This is a genomic window from Amycolatopsis sp. NPDC039088 (assembly GCF_055598845.1).
Genome location: NZ_JBVKAE010000021.1, coordinates 1 through 17,685, shown reverse-complemented (window position 1 = coordinate 17,685; position 17,685 = coordinate 1). Strand labels below are relative to the sequence as shown.

Annotated in this window: 15 protein-coding genes; 5 read left to right on the top strand and 10 right to left on the bottom strand. The window is 69.2% G+C overall.

Annotation, left to right across the window (positions count from 1 at the left end; genetic code table 11):
- Positions 1-119: 119 nt before the first annotated feature.
- From aspS to ACZ7KI_RS25320, 6 genes are all read right to left on the bottom strand, one after another.
- Entirely contained in the window at positions 120-1,892 is a 1,773-nt protein-coding gene (aspS, locus tag ACZ7KI_RS25345) for an aspartate--tRNA ligase (protein ID WP_470275574.1), read from the bottom strand.
- A 117-nt stretch (positions 1,893-2,009) separates the two neighbouring features.
- The gene (merB, locus tag ACZ7KI_RS25340; RefSeq protein ID WP_470275573.1) at positions 2,010-2,591 is read right to left on the bottom strand and encodes an organomercurial lyase; all 582 of its coding nucleotides are present in this window, start codon (positions 2,589-2,591) and stop codon (positions 2,010-2,012) included.
- Between the two features lie 1,026 nt (positions 2,592-3,617).
- Positions 3,618-5,525 (bottom strand): intein-containing Rv2578c family radical SAM protein, encoded by a 1,908-nt coding sequence (locus ACZ7KI_RS25335; protein WP_470275572.1) that lies wholly within the window; start codon positions 5,523-5,525, stop codon positions 3,618-3,620.
- A gap of 145 nt (positions 5,526-5,670) precedes the next feature.
- Complete coding sequence (locus ACZ7KI_RS25330) at positions 5,671-6,618, bottom strand: sucrase ferredoxin (RefSeq protein ID WP_470275571.1); 948 nt, start codon at positions 6,616-6,618, stop codon at positions 5,671-5,673.
- Between the two features lie 85 nt (positions 6,619-6,703).
- Positions 6,704-7,885, bottom strand: a complete 1,182-nt coding sequence (locus ACZ7KI_RS25325) for a cupin domain-containing protein (RefSeq protein ID WP_470275570.1) — start codon at positions 7,883-7,885, stop codon at positions 6,704-6,706.
- Positions 7,886-8,017, bottom strand: coding sequence for a hypothetical protein (locus tag ACZ7KI_RS25320; protein WP_465465969.1), 132 nt, complete (start codon positions 8,015-8,017; stop codon positions 7,886-7,888). It lies immediately after the preceding gene.
- Between the two features lie 171 nt (positions 8,018-8,188).
- Here ACZ7KI_RS25320 and crcB (ACZ7KI_RS25315) point away from each other — a divergent pair, with 171 nt between their 5' ends.
- Positions 8,189-8,599, top strand: a complete 411-nt coding sequence (crcB, locus tag ACZ7KI_RS25315) for a fluoride efflux transporter CrcB (protein ID WP_470275569.1) — start codon at positions 8,189-8,191, stop codon at positions 8,597-8,599.
- Positions 8,596-8,970 (top strand): fluoride efflux transporter CrcB, encoded by a 375-nt coding sequence (gene crcB / locus ACZ7KI_RS25310; protein ID WP_470275568.1) that lies wholly within the window; start codon positions 8,596-8,598, stop codon positions 8,968-8,970. The genes crcB (ACZ7KI_RS25315) and crcB (ACZ7KI_RS25310) overlap by 4 nt, the downstream gene beginning before the upstream one ends.
- On the opposite strand, the gene ACZ7KI_RS25305 is transcribed toward crcB (ACZ7KI_RS25310), so the two are convergent.
- Positions 8,971-9,396: a MarR family winged helix-turn-helix transcriptional regulator gene (locus ACZ7KI_RS25305; protein WP_470275567.1), complete on the bottom strand. Its 426-nt coding sequence runs from the start codon at positions 9,394-9,396 to the stop codon at positions 8,971-8,973.
- A gap of 86 nt (positions 9,397-9,482) precedes the next feature.
- Here ACZ7KI_RS25305 and ACZ7KI_RS25300 point away from each other — a divergent pair, with 86 nt between their 5' ends.
- Positions 9,483-10,559, top strand: a complete 1,077-nt coding sequence (locus ACZ7KI_RS25300; RefSeq protein ID WP_470275566.1) for an NAD(P)/FAD-dependent oxidoreductase — start codon at positions 9,483-9,485, stop codon at positions 10,557-10,559.
- Between the two features lie 80 nt (positions 10,560-10,639).
- Here ACZ7KI_RS25300 and ACZ7KI_RS25295 read toward each other — a convergent pair whose 3' ends face one another.
- The 3 genes from ACZ7KI_RS25295 to ACZ7KI_RS25285 are packed head-to-tail and all read right to left on the bottom strand — an operon-like array spanning position 10,640 to position 14,576.
- Positions 10,640-11,590 (bottom strand): LLM class F420-dependent oxidoreductase, encoded by a 951-nt coding sequence (locus tag ACZ7KI_RS25295; RefSeq protein ID WP_470275565.1) that lies wholly within the window; start codon positions 11,588-11,590, stop codon positions 10,640-10,642.
- Positions 11,587-13,701, bottom strand: coding sequence for a S9 family peptidase (locus ACZ7KI_RS25290; protein WP_470275564.1), 2,115 nt, complete (start codon positions 13,699-13,701; stop codon positions 11,587-11,589). The genes ACZ7KI_RS25295 and ACZ7KI_RS25290 overlap by 4 nt, the downstream gene beginning before the upstream one ends.
- A 20-nt stretch (positions 13,702-13,721) precedes the next feature.
- Positions 13,722-14,576: a PPK2 family polyphosphate kinase gene (locus ACZ7KI_RS25285; protein ID WP_470275563.1), complete on the bottom strand. Its 855-nt coding sequence runs from the start codon at positions 14,574-14,576 to the stop codon at positions 13,722-13,724.
- A gap of 156 nt (positions 14,577-14,732) precedes the next feature.
- Here ACZ7KI_RS25285 and rocD point away from each other — a divergent pair, with 156 nt between their 5' ends.
- Together rocD and ACZ7KI_RS25275 are read left to right on the top strand one after the other, a co-directional pair.
- Complete coding sequence (gene rocD, locus ACZ7KI_RS25280; RefSeq protein ID WP_470275562.1) at positions 14,733-15,935, top strand: ornithine--oxo-acid transaminase; 1,203 nt, start codon at positions 14,733-14,735, stop codon at positions 15,933-15,935.
- A gap of 31 nt (positions 15,936-15,966) precedes the next feature.
- Positions 15,967-17,328, top strand: coding sequence for a DUF2252 domain-containing protein (locus ACZ7KI_RS25275; protein ID WP_470275561.1), 1,362 nt, complete (start codon positions 15,967-15,969; stop codon positions 17,326-17,328).
- Positions 17,329-17,685: the final 357 nt, after the last annotated feature.

Below are 17,685 nucleotides of genomic sequence, written 5' to 3'. Positions count from 1 at the left end.
GCCCCACCCCTTCACCCCTCCCCCCCCCCCCCCTCCCCCCCCCCCCCCCCCCCCCCCCCCCCCCCCCCCCCCCCCCCCCCCCCCCCCCCCCCCCCCCCCCACGGCTCTGAGATGGAGCATCAGTTCTTCGCGGGCGGCGCGGGCTTGGCGTCGATGCCCGCTTCCTTGCGCTGCTCCGGCGTGATGGGGGCCGGTGCGGCGGTCAGCGGGTCGAACCCGCCGCCGGTCTTCGGGAACGCGATCACGTCACGCAGCGATTCGGCCTTGGCCAGCAGCATGACGATCCGGTCCCAGCCGAACGCGATACCGCCGTGCGGCGGCGGGCCGAAGGCGAAGGCGTCGAGCAGGAAGCCGAACTTCTCCTGCGCCTCCTCCTCGGTCAGGCCCATCAGCTCGAAGACCTGCTTCTGCAGTTCCTGCTGGTGGATACGGATCGAGCCGCCGCCGATCTCGTTGCCGTTGCAGACGATGTCGTAGGCGTAGGCCAGCGCGCCGCCGGGGTCGTCGGCGAGCTTGCCGATCCACTCCGGGGTCGGCGAGGTGAAGGCGTGGTGCAGGGCCTTCCACTTGCCGCTGCCGACGGCGACGTCGTCGGATTCCTCGGCGGAGATGAACATCGGGAAATCGACGACCCACACGAACGACCAGGCGTTCTCGTCGATCAGGCCCAGGCGGTTGCCGATCTCCAGCCGCGTGGCGCCGAGCAGCGAACGCGCGTCGGCGGGCTTGCCGGCGGCGAAGAAGACGCAGTCGCCGGGTTTCGCACCGGCGGCCTCGGCGACGGTCTCCCGCTCCTTCTCCGACAGGTTCTTCGCGACCGGCCCGCCGAGCGTGCCGTCCTCGTTCACCAGGATGTAGGCGAGGCCACGGTGACCGCGCTGCTTGGCGAAGTCCTGCCAGGCGTCGAGGGTGCGGCGCGGCTGGTCGGCCCCGCCCGCCATCACGACGGCGCCGACGTACGGCGCCTGGAACACGCGGAACGGGGTGTCGGCGAAGAACGCCGTCATGTCGGTGAGCTGGAGGTCGAAACGCAGGTCCGGCTTGTCCGAACCGTACTTCTCCATCGCCTCGGCGTAGGTGATGCGCTGGAACGGCCGCGGGATCTCGGCGCCGACCAGCTTCCACAGCGCCGTCACGATGTCCTCGCCGAGCGCGATGACGTCGTCCTGCTCGACGAAGCTCATCTCGATGTCGAGCTGGGTGAACTCCGGCTGCCGGTCGGCGCGGAAGTCCTCGTCCCGGTAGCAGCGCGCGATCTGGTAGTACCGCTCGAGCCCGCCGACCATGAGCAACTGCTTGAACAGCTGCGGCGACTGCGGGAGCGCGTACCAGGAGCCGGGCTTGAGGCGGGCCGGGACCAGGAAGTCGCGGGCGCCCTCGGGGGTGGAGCGGGTCATGGTCGGGGTCTCGACCTCGACGAAGTCCTGCGCGTGCAGGACCTCGCGGGCGGCCCGGTTGACCTCGCTGCGCAGCCGCATCGCCGCGGCGGGCCCGCTGCGGCGCAGGTCGAGGTAGCGGTGCTTGAGGCGCACCTCCTCGCCGACGTCGACGCGGTCGTCGATCGGGAACGGCAGCACGGCGGCCTCGGACAGGACCTCGAGTTCGGTGGCCAGCACCTCGATCTCGCCGGTGGGGATCTCGGTGTTGGCGTTGCCCTCGGGGCGCTTCGACACCTCGCCGGTGATGCGGACGCAGTACTCGGAGCGCAGCTGGTGCGCGCGCTCGGCCATCTCGCCCTCGCGGAAGACGACCTGGCTCACGCCGCTGGCGTCACGCAGATCGATGAAGATGACGCCGCCGTGATCGCGCCGCCGAGCCACCCATCCGGTGAGGGTGACCGTCTGACCGGCGTGCTCGGCACGCAAGGTGCCGGCTTTGTGGGTGCGAAGCACTGCGGGTGCTCTCCTTCGGCATCACGTTTCTGCGATTCGACGGCGCCGCGGTTCGACTGCGCTGCGCCGACGTCAAAGGCTAACGAATCGCCCCTGATGCCTCGCGACCAGGTGTTCTCAGATCGTCGGCCAGGACTCCAGCGCGGCGACCATCCGCCGCGCGTGCGCCAGATAGTCGGGCACGGACAGGACCCGGCCGTCGATGTTCTCCAGCAACCAGCCCGCGGCCGCCTCCTTCGAGGCGAAGAACTGCGTGCAGACCAGCGCCTCGACGTAGTCCGGGCCGAGGGTGAGGTCGATTCCGGGCAGCCTCGACGCGGCGACGACGGCGTGCGGTGGATCGACGCTCAGCACCCTGTCACGGGTGAAGTGGACGCGCACACGCGCGCCCGTCGCCGGGCAGGTCGCGTCCGCGTGCACGGGTTCGCCCGTCGCGATGGCCAGCAGGAACAGGTCGACGCGGTAGCGATCCGATCCCGCGCGATCCGCCGTGCCGGGACGCGCGCCGCGGTCCATGATGACCAGGCCGTCGCGGATGTCGAACCCCATCAGCTCCATCAGCCGGTGTGCCTCACCGGGATCGAAGCCGACGGTCGCGGCGAGTCTGCCGATGGCGATGGGGTGCCTTCCCGCCCTGGTCAGCTTGGTCGCCGCCCAGGCGATGCGAACAGCGGCGGTGCGATCCGTCCGGGTGGTCAACAGGCACCTCCTCGCCTTCGTCCCTCCGAGATTAGGCACGAAAAGGCTTTCCGCCAAGCGACTGCGCCGAACGGCCGAATCCGTTGCCGCGTAAGAATTTTCACATTGCGGGTCGGGGGTCGGTCGAGTTGGTCGTGAGTGGCGATCCGGGTTATTGAGGGGTAAGGCGAACGTGTCGTGTCTCGGGCGGGAGTGCGGCATCCGGGCACGCGAGTCACGCCTTAACGAAGTACATGAAGGCCCCCTTCCTTGCGCCTAGCGGTCGAGGTAGAGCTTGATCAACGGAAGATCGGGGACGCTCAATGTCCCTGATCTTCCGTTGATCAAGGGCGAGCCGAGGTAGTGCAGGCCTGATTCTGGATGCCGTGGGGCTATAGGTGCGGTTTCGGAGGAATGGCGTGAGTGGCGGTTCGGGTGAGGGCTACTTGTGTCTTAGGTGCCTGCCATCGGGCGGCACGCGTGATCCGACGGAGGGTACGCGTGAGTGAACGGAGAACACGCGACGAAACCTGCCGCTCCGGCGTGTCATCCATCCAGTCACACGTGTCCTCCGTCTGATCACGCGCGCCATCCATCCAGCCACGCGAAACCGTGCAAGATGCCCAAATCGGGCATTTTCGTCTCGAAAAGTGACCCTTATGGACAGTCCGGACCCGGGTGAGGCCCCTTGCGTGGGCCCGCTCCCGCCGTGTCCACCACGACGCGTTCGTCTTGTCCCGCTATAGAGGTGCAGCCGACCAGCACTTATGCGACTCTGCCGGGACCCTGGCGCTAGGCGCAAGGAAGGGGACCTTCATGTACTTCACGACCGGCCGCCGAGGCGACAGCCGCCCCGCCGTCACCAAGGATCACATCCGACGGTAGCGAAAGCCTCCTTCACTACCGTCAGAGTAGGCAAGGAGGCCTTCACTACCAGAAGAACGCGTACACAGGACCGACACCGGCCCCACACCACGACACGTTTGCCTTTCCCCTCAATAGAACCCGAATCGCCACTCACGACCCTGCGGGCGCGGACTTGCGGCCTCACAGCAGTTTCAGTTGCTCCACCTCCGGGACGGCGGCCTCCTCCGCGCGCTGCACGGGAACCGTCACCGGACCGCGTTCGTCGTCGTCCGCGCGGGAACCGAAGCCGTGACGGCGCAGCAACGGACCGACGCGCGTCCCCAGCCGCTCCCGATAGGCCTTCGGGAGATACGCGCCGCGCGCGTACAGCTCGCGGTATTTCGGCACGAGCTCCGGATGTTCCCGGCCAAGCCAGCGCGCGAACCATTCCCGCGCGCCCGGCCGCAGATGCAACGGGATGACGGTGACCCGGGTGGCGCCGGCGTCGGCCAGCCGCGCGAACAAGGCGTCGAGCGCCTCCACCGAGTCGGTCAGGTAGGGCAACACGGGGGCGACCAGCACCGAACACGGGAGCCCGGCGTCCCGCGCCTTGCGGATCAGGTCGAGTCGCGCCCGCGGGCTCGGCGTCCCCGGTTCGAGGCGGTGTTGCAGCTCCTCGTCCAGCAGCGCGAGTGAGATCGCCAGCCCGGTGGGCACGTCCTTCGACACCGATTCCAGCAACGGCAGATCCCTGGCCAGCACGGTCCCCTTGGTCAGGATGGACAGTGGCGTGCCCGAATCCGCGAGTGCGGTGATGATGCGCGGCATCAGCTTGTACCGGCCTTCGGCGCGCTGATACGGATCGGTGTTCGTGCCCATGGCGACGTGCTCGCGCGTCCAGCTCGGCTGCCGCAGCTGCGCGGTCAGCACTTCGGGCGCGTTGACCTTCACGATCACCTGGGTGTCGAAATCGCGTCCGGCGTCGAGATCCAGGTACGTGTGGGTGTTCCGGGCGAAGCAGTTGTGCGTGACCATGCCGTCGGCGATGAAGTCGCCGGTGCCGGTGGTGATGTCGAACAGCGGCAGTTCGATGCCGAGCTCCTCGATGGACGACACCTTCCGCCTGGTCCGGCCGATCGCGAGGCCGTCGAGCGACCGTTTCCAGCCGACGGCGGGATCGGCGAGATGGAAGAAGCGCATCTCCTCGGCCGGGCCGCCGAGCAGCTGAACCGTCCACAACGGACGGAACTTGACGTTTTCGGTCTTCACGTAACGGAAACCGAAGTTGTCGAGGGCGGCGCAGAAGGTCGAGACGATGTCGCCTTCGTCATGGGTGACCCGCAGCGCGCCGTGCCGGTATCCGCCGGCGAGGTCGAACAGCCCGGCCAGGAATCCGCGCTGCCAATGGGAATCCGGCGACGGCGGCACCTGGACGAACCCGACCGACGCCCCGAAGTCGGGCAGGTATCTGAGCGCGCGATCGGCGGCGTCCTTTTCGGCCGAGAAGCCGCCGGACCGCAGCATCCCGCAGAGGTACCCGGCGCGGTATCCGATGGTGTCGTCCGGCGTGCGGGCCAGCTTCCCGACGCCGACGAGTTCGGTGCCCCCGATCAGATGCGGCCGCTGCGCCGCGCCCCACCGGGTGCCCGTGACGTGCTTCCACCCGCGTCCGGTGAGGAACCGGTGGTCGCCGCTGGCCACGATGGACGTGTCGTCGTCGAGGGTCAGGCGGTAGGCCGGTTTGAGCGTCGACCAGTGCGCGAGGACGGTCGTCGGCACCAGCCGCCGCCCCGCCCCGCGTCCGCGGGTCCCGTAGATCTCGTCACCGGGCGCCAGCTCCGCCAGCGGTTTCGTCCGGCCGTCGGCCATCAGGACCGGCGTCCCGCCTTCGAGGCAGTACGTACACGCGTGGGAGCAGCCACGGTACGGGTTCACCGTCCAGCCGAACGGGACACCGGAACCCTCCGGCACCTTGTTCAGCACGGATTTGGCGTGCACCTCGTGAAAGGTGACGCCGTCGAATTCGGGTGAGCGCACCGGCCGCCCCAGCCCGCTCATTCCGGGCAGGACCGGCTCGCCGCCGTCCGCCCGCTGTCGATCCCATCGCACCCGGCCAGTCGAACACATGTTCTAGACGAGTGTCAAACAGGTGTTCGAACGAGGGTGATCTTTCCCGCGTTTCGTCCTCTGAACGCGGTAGTTGCGCGTGCAAGTACCGCATCCAGAGGACGAAGCGCGTGGGAAGCAGCGCGGGCTAGAGCTGCGCGATGTTCTCCGTGACATACCCGGCGGGCTGGATGAGCCCAGCGCACCGGCTCTCGCCGCGCGGCGTCGCCGACCGGCGGCGCACCGTCACCGAGTAGAAGTCCTCGCCGCCGCGCACGGTGACCAGTCGCGCGTCGGATTCGAGCAGTGGCTCCTCCTGGACGGCGATCACATCGTCCAAACCGGACAGATTGGTCTGCCGACGGATCGCGATCTCCGCGAACTGCGACCACGCCGAGGGCGCGGAGGTCCGGCCGCGCAGCTGCTCCGGTTCGACCTGCCCGCGCAGCGCGGACTTGGCGACCAGCGCCGCCTCGGCCGGATTGAGCTGGCCGTGCAGGAAACCGTCGGGGACCACGAGGAGGTTGCCTGCCCAGCGGTCGCCACCGACGTGGCTGACCTCCCAGGACCGGCCGGGGTGGTTGGTGTTGAGTGCCGAGGCCAGCGGGCGGCCGAGCACCGCGCAGCACATGTCCTTGGTGCCGTGCGTGCAGACCAGGAACAGCGGCCCGGGTACCCGCGTGCCGAGCCCGCCGGCACCGTCCGCGACGGCTTCGAGGTCCAGGTCGGCCAGTTCGCTCAGGTCACGGATCTCCAGGCGCTCCAGCCAGCGGTTGCCCGGCTCGCCACCGCCGACGTACACCAGGCGAGGGCGATCCGGGTCGCGCTGATGCTTGCCGGGACGGCGGATCAGCAGCGGACGGAGGCCGTGCGAGCGTCTCAACTTCTCGAGCAGCTCACGCCGCTCGGCGGGGAACGCCTCGTCGAGGAGGTCTTCCAGCGCGTCCGCCGTCCACGGGCCCGGCTGCTCGATCAGCAGCCAGCAGCGCATGTCGGCCGCGGTGCCGGCGGGGTTCGCGCCCAGCATGCGCGCGACGGTCGCGCAGCCCGGCAACGCGGCGGGCGGCGCTGGTGTGTCCGAGAGCTGAGCGGTCATCGGCTGACCCCTCCGGACTTGACCTTAGGCATGCCTTAGCTTACCCCGTCCACCCTCCCTTCACACTTCTCATCCCTTGTGACTTTCAACTGATCGAAAGAAGTCCCTGCGCCGTGAGCTCACCGAGGAAGGTCCGCACGGTCCCCCGATCGAGTTCCGACAGTTCGGCGAGTCGTTTGACGGCCTGAGGAGTGCCGTCGAGCAGCGCCTTCAGCACCGGGGCGGCGGCTTCCGCGAAAACGAACCGTTTACCGTCCGCGAGCAGCGTCACCCGGCCGTCGCCTTCTTCGAGCACCGCCCTCGGGACGAGGAACCGGACCTCGGTCTCGTCGCCGTCCGGCAGCAGGCCGGTGGTCGCCGCCCAGGGCAGGCCGATCCGCGGATGCGCCGGGGCCGACGCGTCGCGATCGGCGAGGAACCGGTCGACGACGCCCTCGGTGAGCACGGCTTCCAGTTCTTCGCGCAGCGCGGTGGCGCGGGCCGCCCGGTCCTCCGCCGTCCCGAACCTCGGGAGGTCCTGTCGGAACACAGTGCTCGCCCGCAGCTTGTCGGCGAGCCAGGACACCAGGTCGATCCCCGTGGCCGGACTGAAACCGAGCGTGAGATGCAGCGACATCTCCCCCACCGCGGTGACGTCGTGCCAGTGCCCGCGCGGGACATAGAGGACGTCGCCGTCTTCGAGGATGAAGTCGTCGATCGGCTCACCGGGCCGCTCGGGCTGTTCGACGTCGCGATGCAGCGGAGCGGGCCTGGTCGGGCCGTGCATCCGCCAGCGTTTGCGGCCGGCGACCTGGATGATGAAGGCGTCGTGGTCGTCCCAGTGCACGTCGAAGCCGTGGGTCACGCCCCAGCCCGCGTACAGGTTGACCTGGACGCTCTCGCGGAGGTCGTGTTCGAGACTCCTGGCGAGGTCGCCGATCGGATCGCTGAGTTCCTGGATGGCGTCGAGCACCATCGTCGCGCCGCCGCGGAGGTGCTCGGTGAACGGAGCGGCCTGCAGCCGGGGGACGGTGCCACTGCGGCGGGTGGGGACGAGATCGGTGTAGCTCTCCATGGGGACCGGCGTCCCGTCGAGCGCCAGGCGCAGCCGCGGGAACTCCAGTCGGTGCTGCCGGAGGATCGCGTTCAGCGACGGCCACGGCAGCAGGTCGGCGAACCGGCCCGCACGGCCTTCGAAACGGCGGTAGGTCTCGCCCTGGACTTCTTGGAAGAACTGGCTGACCCCGAGCGGAGCCACGAGGTCAGCCAGCGTCGGCGTTTCGGGCACTCAGCCGTCGTTACCGTCGTTGTCCGCGGCGGCGCCGTTGGCCTTCCCGCGATCCACCGCTGTCGGGATCTTCTCCACCTCGATCAGCAAACCGCTGTCGGGAGCCTGCGTACCTGACTGTTCCTGTGCCATCCTGCCACCTTCACTTAGACGAGCGGACGGACCGAAAATCGGCCTGGAGCGCCGCCAAGCCTACGACACGTGGGGCGAAAATTCACCGCTCAGCAGGGAAAAACGGCCTTGTGAGCGATCTTCGACACCGTGACGCCGGTTCACCCGGACAGCGGTTCTAAGCTGCCATCCATGGCTGATCCGGCATTCGTCCCGCGCCCGCGCTGGGACGTGCTCGCGGCCATCGGCGCGGGCGGCGCGCTGGGCAGTCTGGCGCGCTACGGCCTGTCGGTCGCACTCCCCCATTCTCGGGGTCAGTTCGCGCTTTCCACCTTCGCCATCAACGTTTCCGGCTGCCTGCTGATCGGTGTTCTGATGGCACTGCTGACCGCGACGGCCGACCCGCACCGGCTGCTGCGCCCGTTCCTCGGCGTCGGGATCCTGGGCGGTTACACCACGTTTTCGACTTACGCGACGGAAACACTCGACCTTGTGACGGCGGGGCGTCCGTTCACCGGATTGGCCTACGCGCTCGGCACCGTGGCCGCCGCACTGATCGCGGTCTACGCCGGACACGAGATCACCCGTGCGGTGGTGAAATGACCGTTCTTTTCGTCGCGCTCGGTGGCGGCACCGGGGCGATCCTGCGTTACCTGACCGATCTGCGGATGCGCGCGCGACTGGGCGGCGCGTTCCCGTGGGGCACACTGGCGGTCAACGTCGTCGGCTCGGCGATCCTCGGTTTCCTTACCGGCTGGGCGCTGCGCGGCGGCCAGCCGGACGCGGTCCGCTCGCTACTGGCCGTCGGGTTCTGCGGCGGGCTCACGACGTTCTCGACCTTCGGGTACGAAACGCTGCGCCTGTTCACCGGGAAAGCGCGGCTGCGCGCCGTGCTGAACGTCGGTCTCACCGTGTCCGCCGGGATCGGCGCCGCGACGGCCGGCTTGGTGCTGGCCGCCGCATTCTGGCCCTGATCAGTCTTCGGGCGCCATCCGCCACACGGCCGCCGCGATCGCCTCGCGCTGTTCGACCGGGAGATCGGAAGCCATCTCCTCCAGCTTCTCGACAACGCCTTCGTGAGCGGCGTTCGCGAGCCGGAGCCCCTCCTCGGTCAACGTGATCTTCAGCGCGCGGCGGTCGCCGGCGTCCGCGACCCGCTCGACGAGGTCGCGCCGCTGCACCCGGTCCACCAGGCCGGTGACGCTGGACTTCTCCAGGTTCAGCATCCGGCCGAGCTCGGTCATCCCGACGCCGGACTCCCCCTGCGCCAGCACGCAGAGCAGCTGCGCCTGCTGCGGCGTGAGGTCGTGCGAACGGCCGACGTCGATGAACGCCCGCTGCACCAGATGAGAGAGCCGGACCAGCGCTGTCGCGAATCCGAGGTGTTCGACCGTGGTCATGGAAGCAGTCTACTTGACGATCGTTCGGAGTACGAACTACTGTAGTTCGCAGTACCAACATTCCGTACTACGAACTAGGGGATCTCATGACCACGACCGTGGCCGTCATCGGCGGGGGATACGGCGGAACCACCGTCGCCAAGGAACTGGACTCGTTCGCCGACGTCGTCCTCGTCGAGCCGCGCGAAGACTTCGTCCACCACGTCGCCGCGTTGCGCGGGCTCGTCGATCCCGAGTGGACGGACCGGCTCTTCTACTCCTACGACCGGCTCCTCGAACGCGGACGAGTGCTCCGCGACCGCGCGGTGAGCGTGGACCAGGACGGCGTCACGCTCAGGTCGGGCGAACGGCTCACCCCGGACTACATCGTGCTGGCGACCGGCTCGGCGTACCCGTTCCCGGCGAAGATCGATTTCGGGGACAGTGCTTCGGCGAAGGCGAAGATCCATGCCACGCGGGAAGAACTCGCGGGCGCGGAGAAGGTCCTGCTGCTCGGCGCGGGCCCGGTGGGACTGGAACTGGCGGGTGAGATCAAGTCGGTGTGGCCGGAGAAGGCCGTGACGATCGTCGACCCGGCGGAGGGGATCCTGCCGGGCTTCCCGGACGAGTTCCGCGCCGAAATCCGCCGTCAGCTCGACGAACTGGGCGTCGAACTCCTGCTCGGCACTTCGCTGACCGAGTCACCGGTCTCGGAACCGGGACAGGCCAAGACGTTCACCGCCGCGCTGACCTCCGGCGGCGAGGTGACCGCCGACCTGTGGTTCCAGTGCTTCGGGGGCACGCCGCACACGGCGTACCTCGACGGCGACCTCGCCGCCGCCCGGCAGGCGAACGGACAGGTGGCCGTGACCGCCGACCTGCGGCTTCCCGGGCAGGAGCGGGTGTTCGCGCTCGGCGACATCACCGCGCTGCCGGAGGGGAAACTGGCGAAGGTGGCCGGTGACCACGCGGAGGTCGTCGTCGCCAACATCCGGGCGCTGATCGAGGGCGGCGAACTGCGGACCCACACGCCCGGCGGGCCGATGGTCTCGCTGCCGCTCGGTCCTTCCGGCGGCGCGACCTACGCGGAGGAGGTGGGCGTCCTGGACGCGGCGACGACGTCGGAGATCAAGGGTGCGCACATGATGGTGTCCAGGTTCGACGAGCTGTTCAACGTCGCCTGAGTGCCCCAGGGGTGTCATGAGGGGTCCCCATAGGACAAATTTTGTCCTATGGGGACCCCTCATGACACGCGCCCAGGCACCTACCGCGGAGCCAGACCCCGCACCTGAGCGAACGGATCCTCACCCGTCGGCAGCAGCGCGATGATCGGCGTCGTCAGCCCGTTGTCCACATAGGACTGCACCTGCTCGCGGCAGGAATCGAGGCTGCCGTGGACGATCAGCTCGTCGACGACCTCGTCCGGGATGACCTGGTTGGCCTTCTGCCGGTCGCCCGCGGCCCACGCCTCGTGCATCGGCGCGAGCGCCTCACCCCGGCCGAGCCAGTCGTGGAACGCCGCGTACACCGGCACGGTCAGGTAGCTCGAGATGAGCATCCGGCCGAGCCCGCGCGCGGCGGCCTTGTCCTCGGTGGGGCAGACGAAGATCCGTGCGGCCAGTTCGGCGTCCGGCCCGATCTCCTTGCGTACCTTGGGCACGTCGGAGGCCGCGAGCCAGTTGGTGATGGCACCGTCGGCCTCCCGCGCGGCCAGCCGCAGCATGCCCGGCCGCAGCGCGGCGAGCATGATCGACGGCGGCGGGTCTGCGGGGCGCTCCAGCCGGAACTTGCTGACGGAGAAGGACTCGTATTCCTCGGTGACCTTCTCCCCGGCCAGCGCCGAGCGCAGGAACCGCAAGGTGTCCCGTGATCGCGCGAACGGGGCTTCGAACTCGGCGGCGTTCCAGTTCTTCACGATCACCGGCGACGACGCCCCGATGCCGAGGACGAACCGGCCGGGCGCCAGTTCCGCGACGGTGGCCGCGCTCATCGCCAGAAGACCGGGCCCCCGGGTGTACACCGGCACGATCGCGGTGCCCAGCCGCAGCCGCGGTGCCCACTGCGAGGCCAGCACCAGCGGGGTGAAGGCGTCGTTGCCCGCCGTCTCGGCCGACCACGCGTCGGTGTAGCCGAGATCGGGCAGCTGCTCGACCAGCTCCTTGTGCGCCGCGAGCGGCACCCCGGTCAGCGGAATGGTGATGCCCCACCGTTTCATGCGTTCTCCTCGCTCTTCGCCGCGTCACCGGACAGCTCGCACACGATCCAGTCCACCTGCGTGCGCATCAGGTTCTCCGCCACCTCTTCGGCTTGCGGCGTCATATGCGTCGCACCGGCCAGCGGCAGGAACACGTGCGGGCGTCCCTTGGCCAGCAGTGCCGACGACAGGCGCAACGAGTGGGCGACGAAAACGTTGTCGTCGGCGAGGCCGTGCACGATCAGCAACGCCCTGGACAGGTCACCGGCGTCGGCGATCAGGGAGTTGTGCTCGTACGAAGCGGTTTCTTCCTGCGGCAGCCCGAGGTAGCGCTCGGTGTAGTGCGTGTCGTACAGCGACCAGTCGGTCACCGGAGCGCCCGCGACACCGGCGTGGAAGACGTCGGGGCGCCGCAGGACGGCCAGCGCGGACAGGTAGCCGCCATAGGACCAGCCGCGGATCGCGACCCGCTCGGTGTCCAGTTCCGGATGGAGCGCGGCCGCCGCCTGCAGGGCGTCGACCTGGTCGGCGAGGGTGACGTCGGCGAGTTTGCCCGCGATCTCCTTCTCCCACCCCGCGCCCCGGCCCGGCGTGCCCCGCCCGTCGGCGACCAGCACCGCGAAGCCCTGGTTCGCCAGCCATTGCGGGGTCAGGAAGGCGTTGCGAGTCTGCAGGACACGCTGGGCGTGCGGGCCGCCGTACGGGTCGAGCAGCACCGGGAGCTTGCCTTCGCTCTCCTCGTATCCGGTCGGCAGCAGCAGCGCGGCGCGCAGCCCCCGCTCCCCCAGCGTCAGCCAGGTCAGATTCGGCACGACGTCGGGATCCACGGTGTAGGAGCCGATCCGCGCCACGGTCTTCTCACCGGATACGACGGTCACCACCGGCCCGCTGCGCTCCAGGCTCCACGAGGACAGCACGGCCAGCGAAGCGGTTCCGGCGCCGACATGCACACCGTCCTCAGTGGACAGACGACGGAGCTCGCCGCCTTCGGTGCGGAAGACGTGGATCTGTGTCGGGTCGGCCTCCGACGCGCTGAACAGCACCTCGGCGCCGACGTGCAGGATCTGGCGCACCTGCAGTCCCGGCGGGGTGACCGCTGCCCCGTCGACGATCAGCCGGTGGTCGCCGTCGGCGGCGCTCTCGCGCACCAGGCGACCGTCGGTCGTCCACGCCGGAACGCCCGCGACGAGCTCGACCCAGTGCTCGTCGGTCTCGGTGTGCAGTACCTCGACCGAACCGTCCGCCGGGTCGACGGCCTGGATCTCGAGCCGTCGCTGGTCTCGCGACTGGACCGACAGCAGCGGCTTGCCCGCCGCCGACCAGTGCACCGCGGCCAGGTACTCCCAGTCCGTCTTCGCGACGTCGACCCGCGAGCCGTCGAGCCCGATGATCGCCAGCGTCACGTCGGCGTTCTCCGTCCCCGCCGCCGGGTACGCGACGACGTTGGCCGCCGACTGCGGGTTGGCCGGGTCGGCGATCGTCCAGCGCGGCACGGCCGCCCGGTCGGACCGCTCGACCAGCAGGCTCTTCCCGTCCGGGGACCACCAATAGCCCCGGGTGCGGCCCATCTCCTCGGCCGCGATGAACTCCGCGAGACCCCAGGCGACGTCTTCGCCCTCTTCCTCGACGACCAGGCGGTCCTCGCCGGTGGCCCGGTCGATCACCCGCAGGCGCCGGTCACGGACGTAGGCGACCCGGCTGCCGTCCGGACTCGGCCGCGGATCGACGACCGAACCCTCCACCAGCACGGACACCGCGCCGGTTGTCAGGTCGAGGGTGTGGAGCTTGCCCGACAGCGAGAACGCGGCGACGGTGAAGGCGTCGTCGACCGCGTAGCCGACCACACCCCCGCCGGTCTCCCGGCTGCGCTCGCGACGGGCGCGTTCCTCGGCGGGCAGGTCCTCTTCACCAGGCAGCAGTTCGGCCGCGTCGACCAGCTTCGTCTCGTCGCCCGAAGCGACGTCGAACGACCACAGGCTGTGCCGCGGGTCGGTGCCGGACTCGGTCCGCAGGAACAGGATGCGGGAAGCGTCCGGGGCGACCTTGAACTCTTTCGGCGCGCCGAGGGTGAAGCGCTGGGTGCGGGCCTGACGACGGAGGAACGGGAGATCTTCGAGGCTGGTGTCGGTCACGTCCGCACTCTCTCAGACACTCATCCCGGTACGCCAACGCCTTCCAGCTTCTTCAATTCCGACACGGGATCGAAGCCCGCCTTGGGGAACTTCGGGTCCATCTCCTCGATCGTCTCGATCAGCAGCCGCGCGACCAGCCAGTTGCGGTACCACTTGTGGTCCGCGGGGACGGCGTACCAGGGCGCCGCCGGGGTGGAGGTCTTGGCGAAGATGTCGGCGTAGGCCTTTTGGTAGTCGTTCCACTGTGCCCGCGCGTCGAGGTCGGCGGGGTTGTACTTCCACCACTTCGCCGGGGTCTCCAGCCTCGCCTTGAGCCGCTTCAGCTGTTCTTTCGGCGAGATGTCGAGGAACACCTTCACGATCGTCGTGCCCGCGTCGGTCAGTTCCCGCTCGAACTCGTTGATCTCGGCGTAGCGCTTGCGCCACTCGGCGGCGGGGACCAGCTTCTGCACCCGCGGGACCAGGATGTCCTCGTAGTGGGAGCGGTCGAAGACGCCGACCTGCCCCGGCACGGGCAGCTGCTTGCGGATCCGCCACAGGTAGTGGTGGCGCGCCTCGGCCGCGGTCGGCTTCTTGAACCCCGCGTACCGCACGCCCATCGGGTTGACCAGGCCGAGGACGTGCCCGACCGTGCCGCCCTTGCCGGAGGTGTCCATCCCCTGCAGGACCAGCAGCACGCTGCGGTTCCCTCCGCCGACGCCCTCCGCGTAAAGGGCCTCCTGCAGCTCGGCGAGCCTGTCACCGGAGTCGGCGAGGTCCTTGAGCGCCTTCGGCTTCTTGTGCGGCCCGACCGGGAACGAGCCCGGATCGTGCCGCTCGGTCCCCTTGCCGATCCTCAGCGCGGCACGGACGGAGAGGTGGTCCTTTTTCGCCATCCGGCGACGATAACCGCGCTCGGGCCGTCCCGCCTGTGGTGTTCAAGTAGTTCCCTGCATGATTTCGCCACTCGAAGGAGTCGATACGCAACGAACAACGGGTCAAAGCAACGTTTCCCGGATGAAAGCAGACGGATGGCCATCTAACCTGAACGCATGACGACCGCCGACTTCATCGCGCTCGACGAGCAGTGGAGCACGCACAACTACCACCCCCTGCCCGTGGTGATCGCCACCGCCGAGGGCGCTTCGGTCACCGACGTCGAGGGCAAGACCTACCTCGACTTCCTTTCCGGCTACTCCGCGCTGAACTTCGGGCACCGCCACCCCGGGCTCATCGCCGCCGCGATCGAGCAGTTCGGCCGGGTCACGCTGACCTCGCGCGCCTTCCACCACGACCAGCTCGGGCTCTTCTGCCGGGAACTCGCGGAGCTGACCGGCACCGAGATGACGCTGCCGATGAACTCCGGCGCGGAGGCCGTCGAGTCCGCGGTGAAGATCGCCCGGAAGTGGGCCTACCGGGTCAAGGGCGTCCCCGACGGGACCGCCGAGATCGTCGTCGCCGGGTCGAACTTCCACGGCCGCACGACGACCATCGTGTCCTTCTCCACCGACGAGACGGCGCGTGCCGACTTCGGCCCGTTCACGCCGGGCTTCGTCACGGTCAAGTACGGCGACGCGAACGCGCTGCGGGACGCCATCACCGAGCGGACCGCCGCGATCCTGCTGGAGCCGGTGCAGGGCGAGGCGGGCGTGATCGTGCCGCCCGCCGGCTACTTCGCCGAAGCGCGGCGGCTCTGCGACGAGCACAACGTCCTGCTGATCGCCGACGAGATCCAGTCCGGTCTCGCGCGCACCGGCACCGTCCTCGCGCTCGACCACGAAGGCGTGCGCGCCGACGTCTACACCCTGGGCAAGGCGCTCGGCGGCGGGATCATGCCGGTGTCGGCCGTCGTCGGCGGCAAGGACGTGCTGGGCGTGCTGCGGCCGGGCGAGCACGGTTCCACCTTCGGCGGGAACCCGGTCGCCTGCGCGATCGGGCGGGCCGTGGTCGGGCTGCTGAAGACCGGCGAGTTCCAGGAGCGCTCGCGGGAACTGGGCGCCCACCTGCACGCGCGGCTCGGCGAACTGGTCGGCGACGGGCTGGCCGAGGTCCGCGGGCGCGGGCTCTGGGCGGGTATCGACATCGCGCCCGGCGGCCCGACCGGCCGGGAGGCGTCCACGGCGCTGGCCGAACGCGGCGTGCTGTGCAAGGAGACGCACGACCACACGCTGCGGATCGCGCCGCCGCTGGTGATCACCCGTGAGGAACTCGACCGCGGTATCGACGCGATCACGGAGGTCGTCGGGACCCGGTGAACCTTTCGGGCGGCCGGTACGTTGGCTGTCCATGGGAGACGAGCGGGAGTGGGTGGAGCGGCCGCTGGTCGGCACCGAGACGGTGTCGCCGGAGGACTGGTTCGCGAGGGGTAAGGCTCTGCGGGACAAGGCGCCGACGTCCGCGCACGACCACGCGGCGGCGAGCGCCGACCGGCCCGGCGTGGCGGAGTTCTTCGCGCGGAGCAACGAAGGCCGTCTGCCGGAACTGGTGGAACTGCGGCGCGAGCGCATGCTCGCGTCGCCGTTCACCTTCTACCGGGGCGCGGCCGGGCTGATGGCCGCGGATCTGGCGGGAACGCCCGCGTCCGGGCTGACGGCGCAGCTCTGCGGAGACGCGCACGCGGCGAACTTCGGGCTCTACGGCACGCCCGAAGGCCAGATCGTGATGGACATCAACGATTTCGACGAGTCCGTGCCCGGACCGTGGGAGTGGGACCTCAAACGGCTCGCCGCGAGTCTCGTGCTGGCCGGACGTGAGGGCGGTATCGGCGAGTCGGGCTGCCGCGAGGCCGCCGAGGACGCGGTGAAGTCCTACCGGCGCACCATCCGGGGGCTCGCGGAACTGCCGTTCCTGCGCTCGTGGAACGCGCTGCCGGACGCGTCGGTGCTGAGCAGGGTCAAAGCGCACGACCTGATCGACGACTTCGAGGAAGCGGCCGAGAAGGCGCGGAAGAACACCAGCGCGAAGGTCACCGCGAAGTGGACCCGGCGCATCGACGACCACCGTACCGGCCTCGAACGGCACCGGTTCGTGGAAGACCCGCCGGTCCTCACCCACGTCGACGACGCGACGGCCGAAGCCGTGATCACCGGACTGGTGTCCTATGTGGACACCTTGCGTGAGTCGCGGCGGACGCTGATCTCGCGGTACCGGGTGTCCGATGTGGCCTTCCGCGTGGTCGGCACCGGCAGCGTCGGGTTGCGCAGCTACGTCGCGCTGCTGCACGGCAACTCCGGCGAAGACCTTGTCCTGCAAGTGAAACAGGCCAACCCGTCGGCGCTGTCGCCCTATCTCGGGCTGGCTTCGCCGGAACACGAGGGCCGCCGGATCGTCGAAGGCGCCCGGCTTGTGCAGGCCGAAACCGACATCCTGCTCGGCTGGACGACCATCGACGGCATTCCGTACATCGTGCGGCAGTTCCGGAACCTCAAGGGCGACATCGATCCCGCGGAACTGAAGAAGGACCACCTCGACGACTACGGTCGCCTGGCAGGCGCGCTGCTGGCGCGGGCGCACGCGCGGTCGCTGCATCCGCAGATGCTGGCGGGGTACTTCGAGGACGACGAAGACCTCGACGAGGCGATCGGGGCTTACGCGATGCGGTACGCGGACCAGACCGAAGCGGACTTCGCCACCTTCGCCGCCCTCTGACTGCCCGTCCGCGAAGGTCTCCTTTCCTACTCTCAAGGTCAGGGTCCCGGCAAAGTCGGGACCCTTCACCCCGGTTGCGAAGCTTGATCAACAGAACTTCAGGGGCATGCCCCTGAACCCGGTGCACCTCGAGTGTGGAGGATTTGGGACCTTCACCGTCCCCAATCCTCCACACTCGCACCCCACAGGCATCAGCGATGCCACATCCGGACCACCAAGAGCCGCACTGACCAGCAACTCTGCGACTTTGCCGAGACCCTGACCTGAAGGTAGCGAAGGAGACCTTCGCGGACTGGTCGCAATCAAGGACTCCCCACTGAGACAGTGGGGCCTCCTTGACTGTCCACAGGGGACACC

Bases quoted from the DNA above. Each gene is read 5' to 3' on its own strand.
- ACZ7KI_RS25305 (WP_470275567.1), bottom strand. From the start codon at position 9,396: ATGACCACGGTCGAACACCTCGGATTCGCGACAGCGCTGGTCCGGCTC.
- ACZ7KI_RS25320 (WP_465465969.1), bottom strand. From the start codon at position 8,017: ATGGCACAGGAACAGTCAGGTACGCAGGCTCCCGACAGCGGTTTGCTG.
- ACZ7KI_RS25275 (WP_470275561.1), top strand. From the start codon at position 15,967: ATGGGAGACGAGCGGGAGTGGGTGGAGCGGCCGCTGGTCGGCACCGAG.
- ACZ7KI_RS25295 (WP_470275565.1), bottom strand. From the start codon at position 11,590: ATGAAACGGTGGGGCATCACCATTCCGCTGACCGGGGTGCCGCTCGCG.
- ACZ7KI_RS25285 (WP_470275563.1), bottom strand. From the start codon at position 14,576: ATGGCGAAAAAGGACCACCTCTCCGTCCGTGCCGCGCTGAGGATCGGC.
- ACZ7KI_RS25330 (WP_470275571.1), bottom strand. From the start codon at position 6,618: ATGACCGCTCAGCTCTCGGACACACCAGCGCCGCCCGCCGCGTTGCCG.
- crcB (WP_470275569.1), top strand. From the start codon at position 8,189: ATGGCTGATCCGGCATTCGTCCCGCGCCCGCGCTGGGACGTGCTCGCG.
- crcB (WP_470275568.1), top strand. From the start codon at position 8,596: ATGACCGTTCTTTTCGTCGCGCTCGGTGGCGGCACCGGGGCGATCCTG.
- ACZ7KI_RS25300 (WP_470275566.1), top strand. From the start codon at position 9,483: ATGACCACGACCGTGGCCGTCATCGGCGGGGGATACGGCGGAACCACC.
- rocD (WP_470275562.1), top strand. From the start codon at position 14,733: ATGACGACCGCCGACTTCATCGCGCTCGACGAGCAGTGGAGCACGCAC.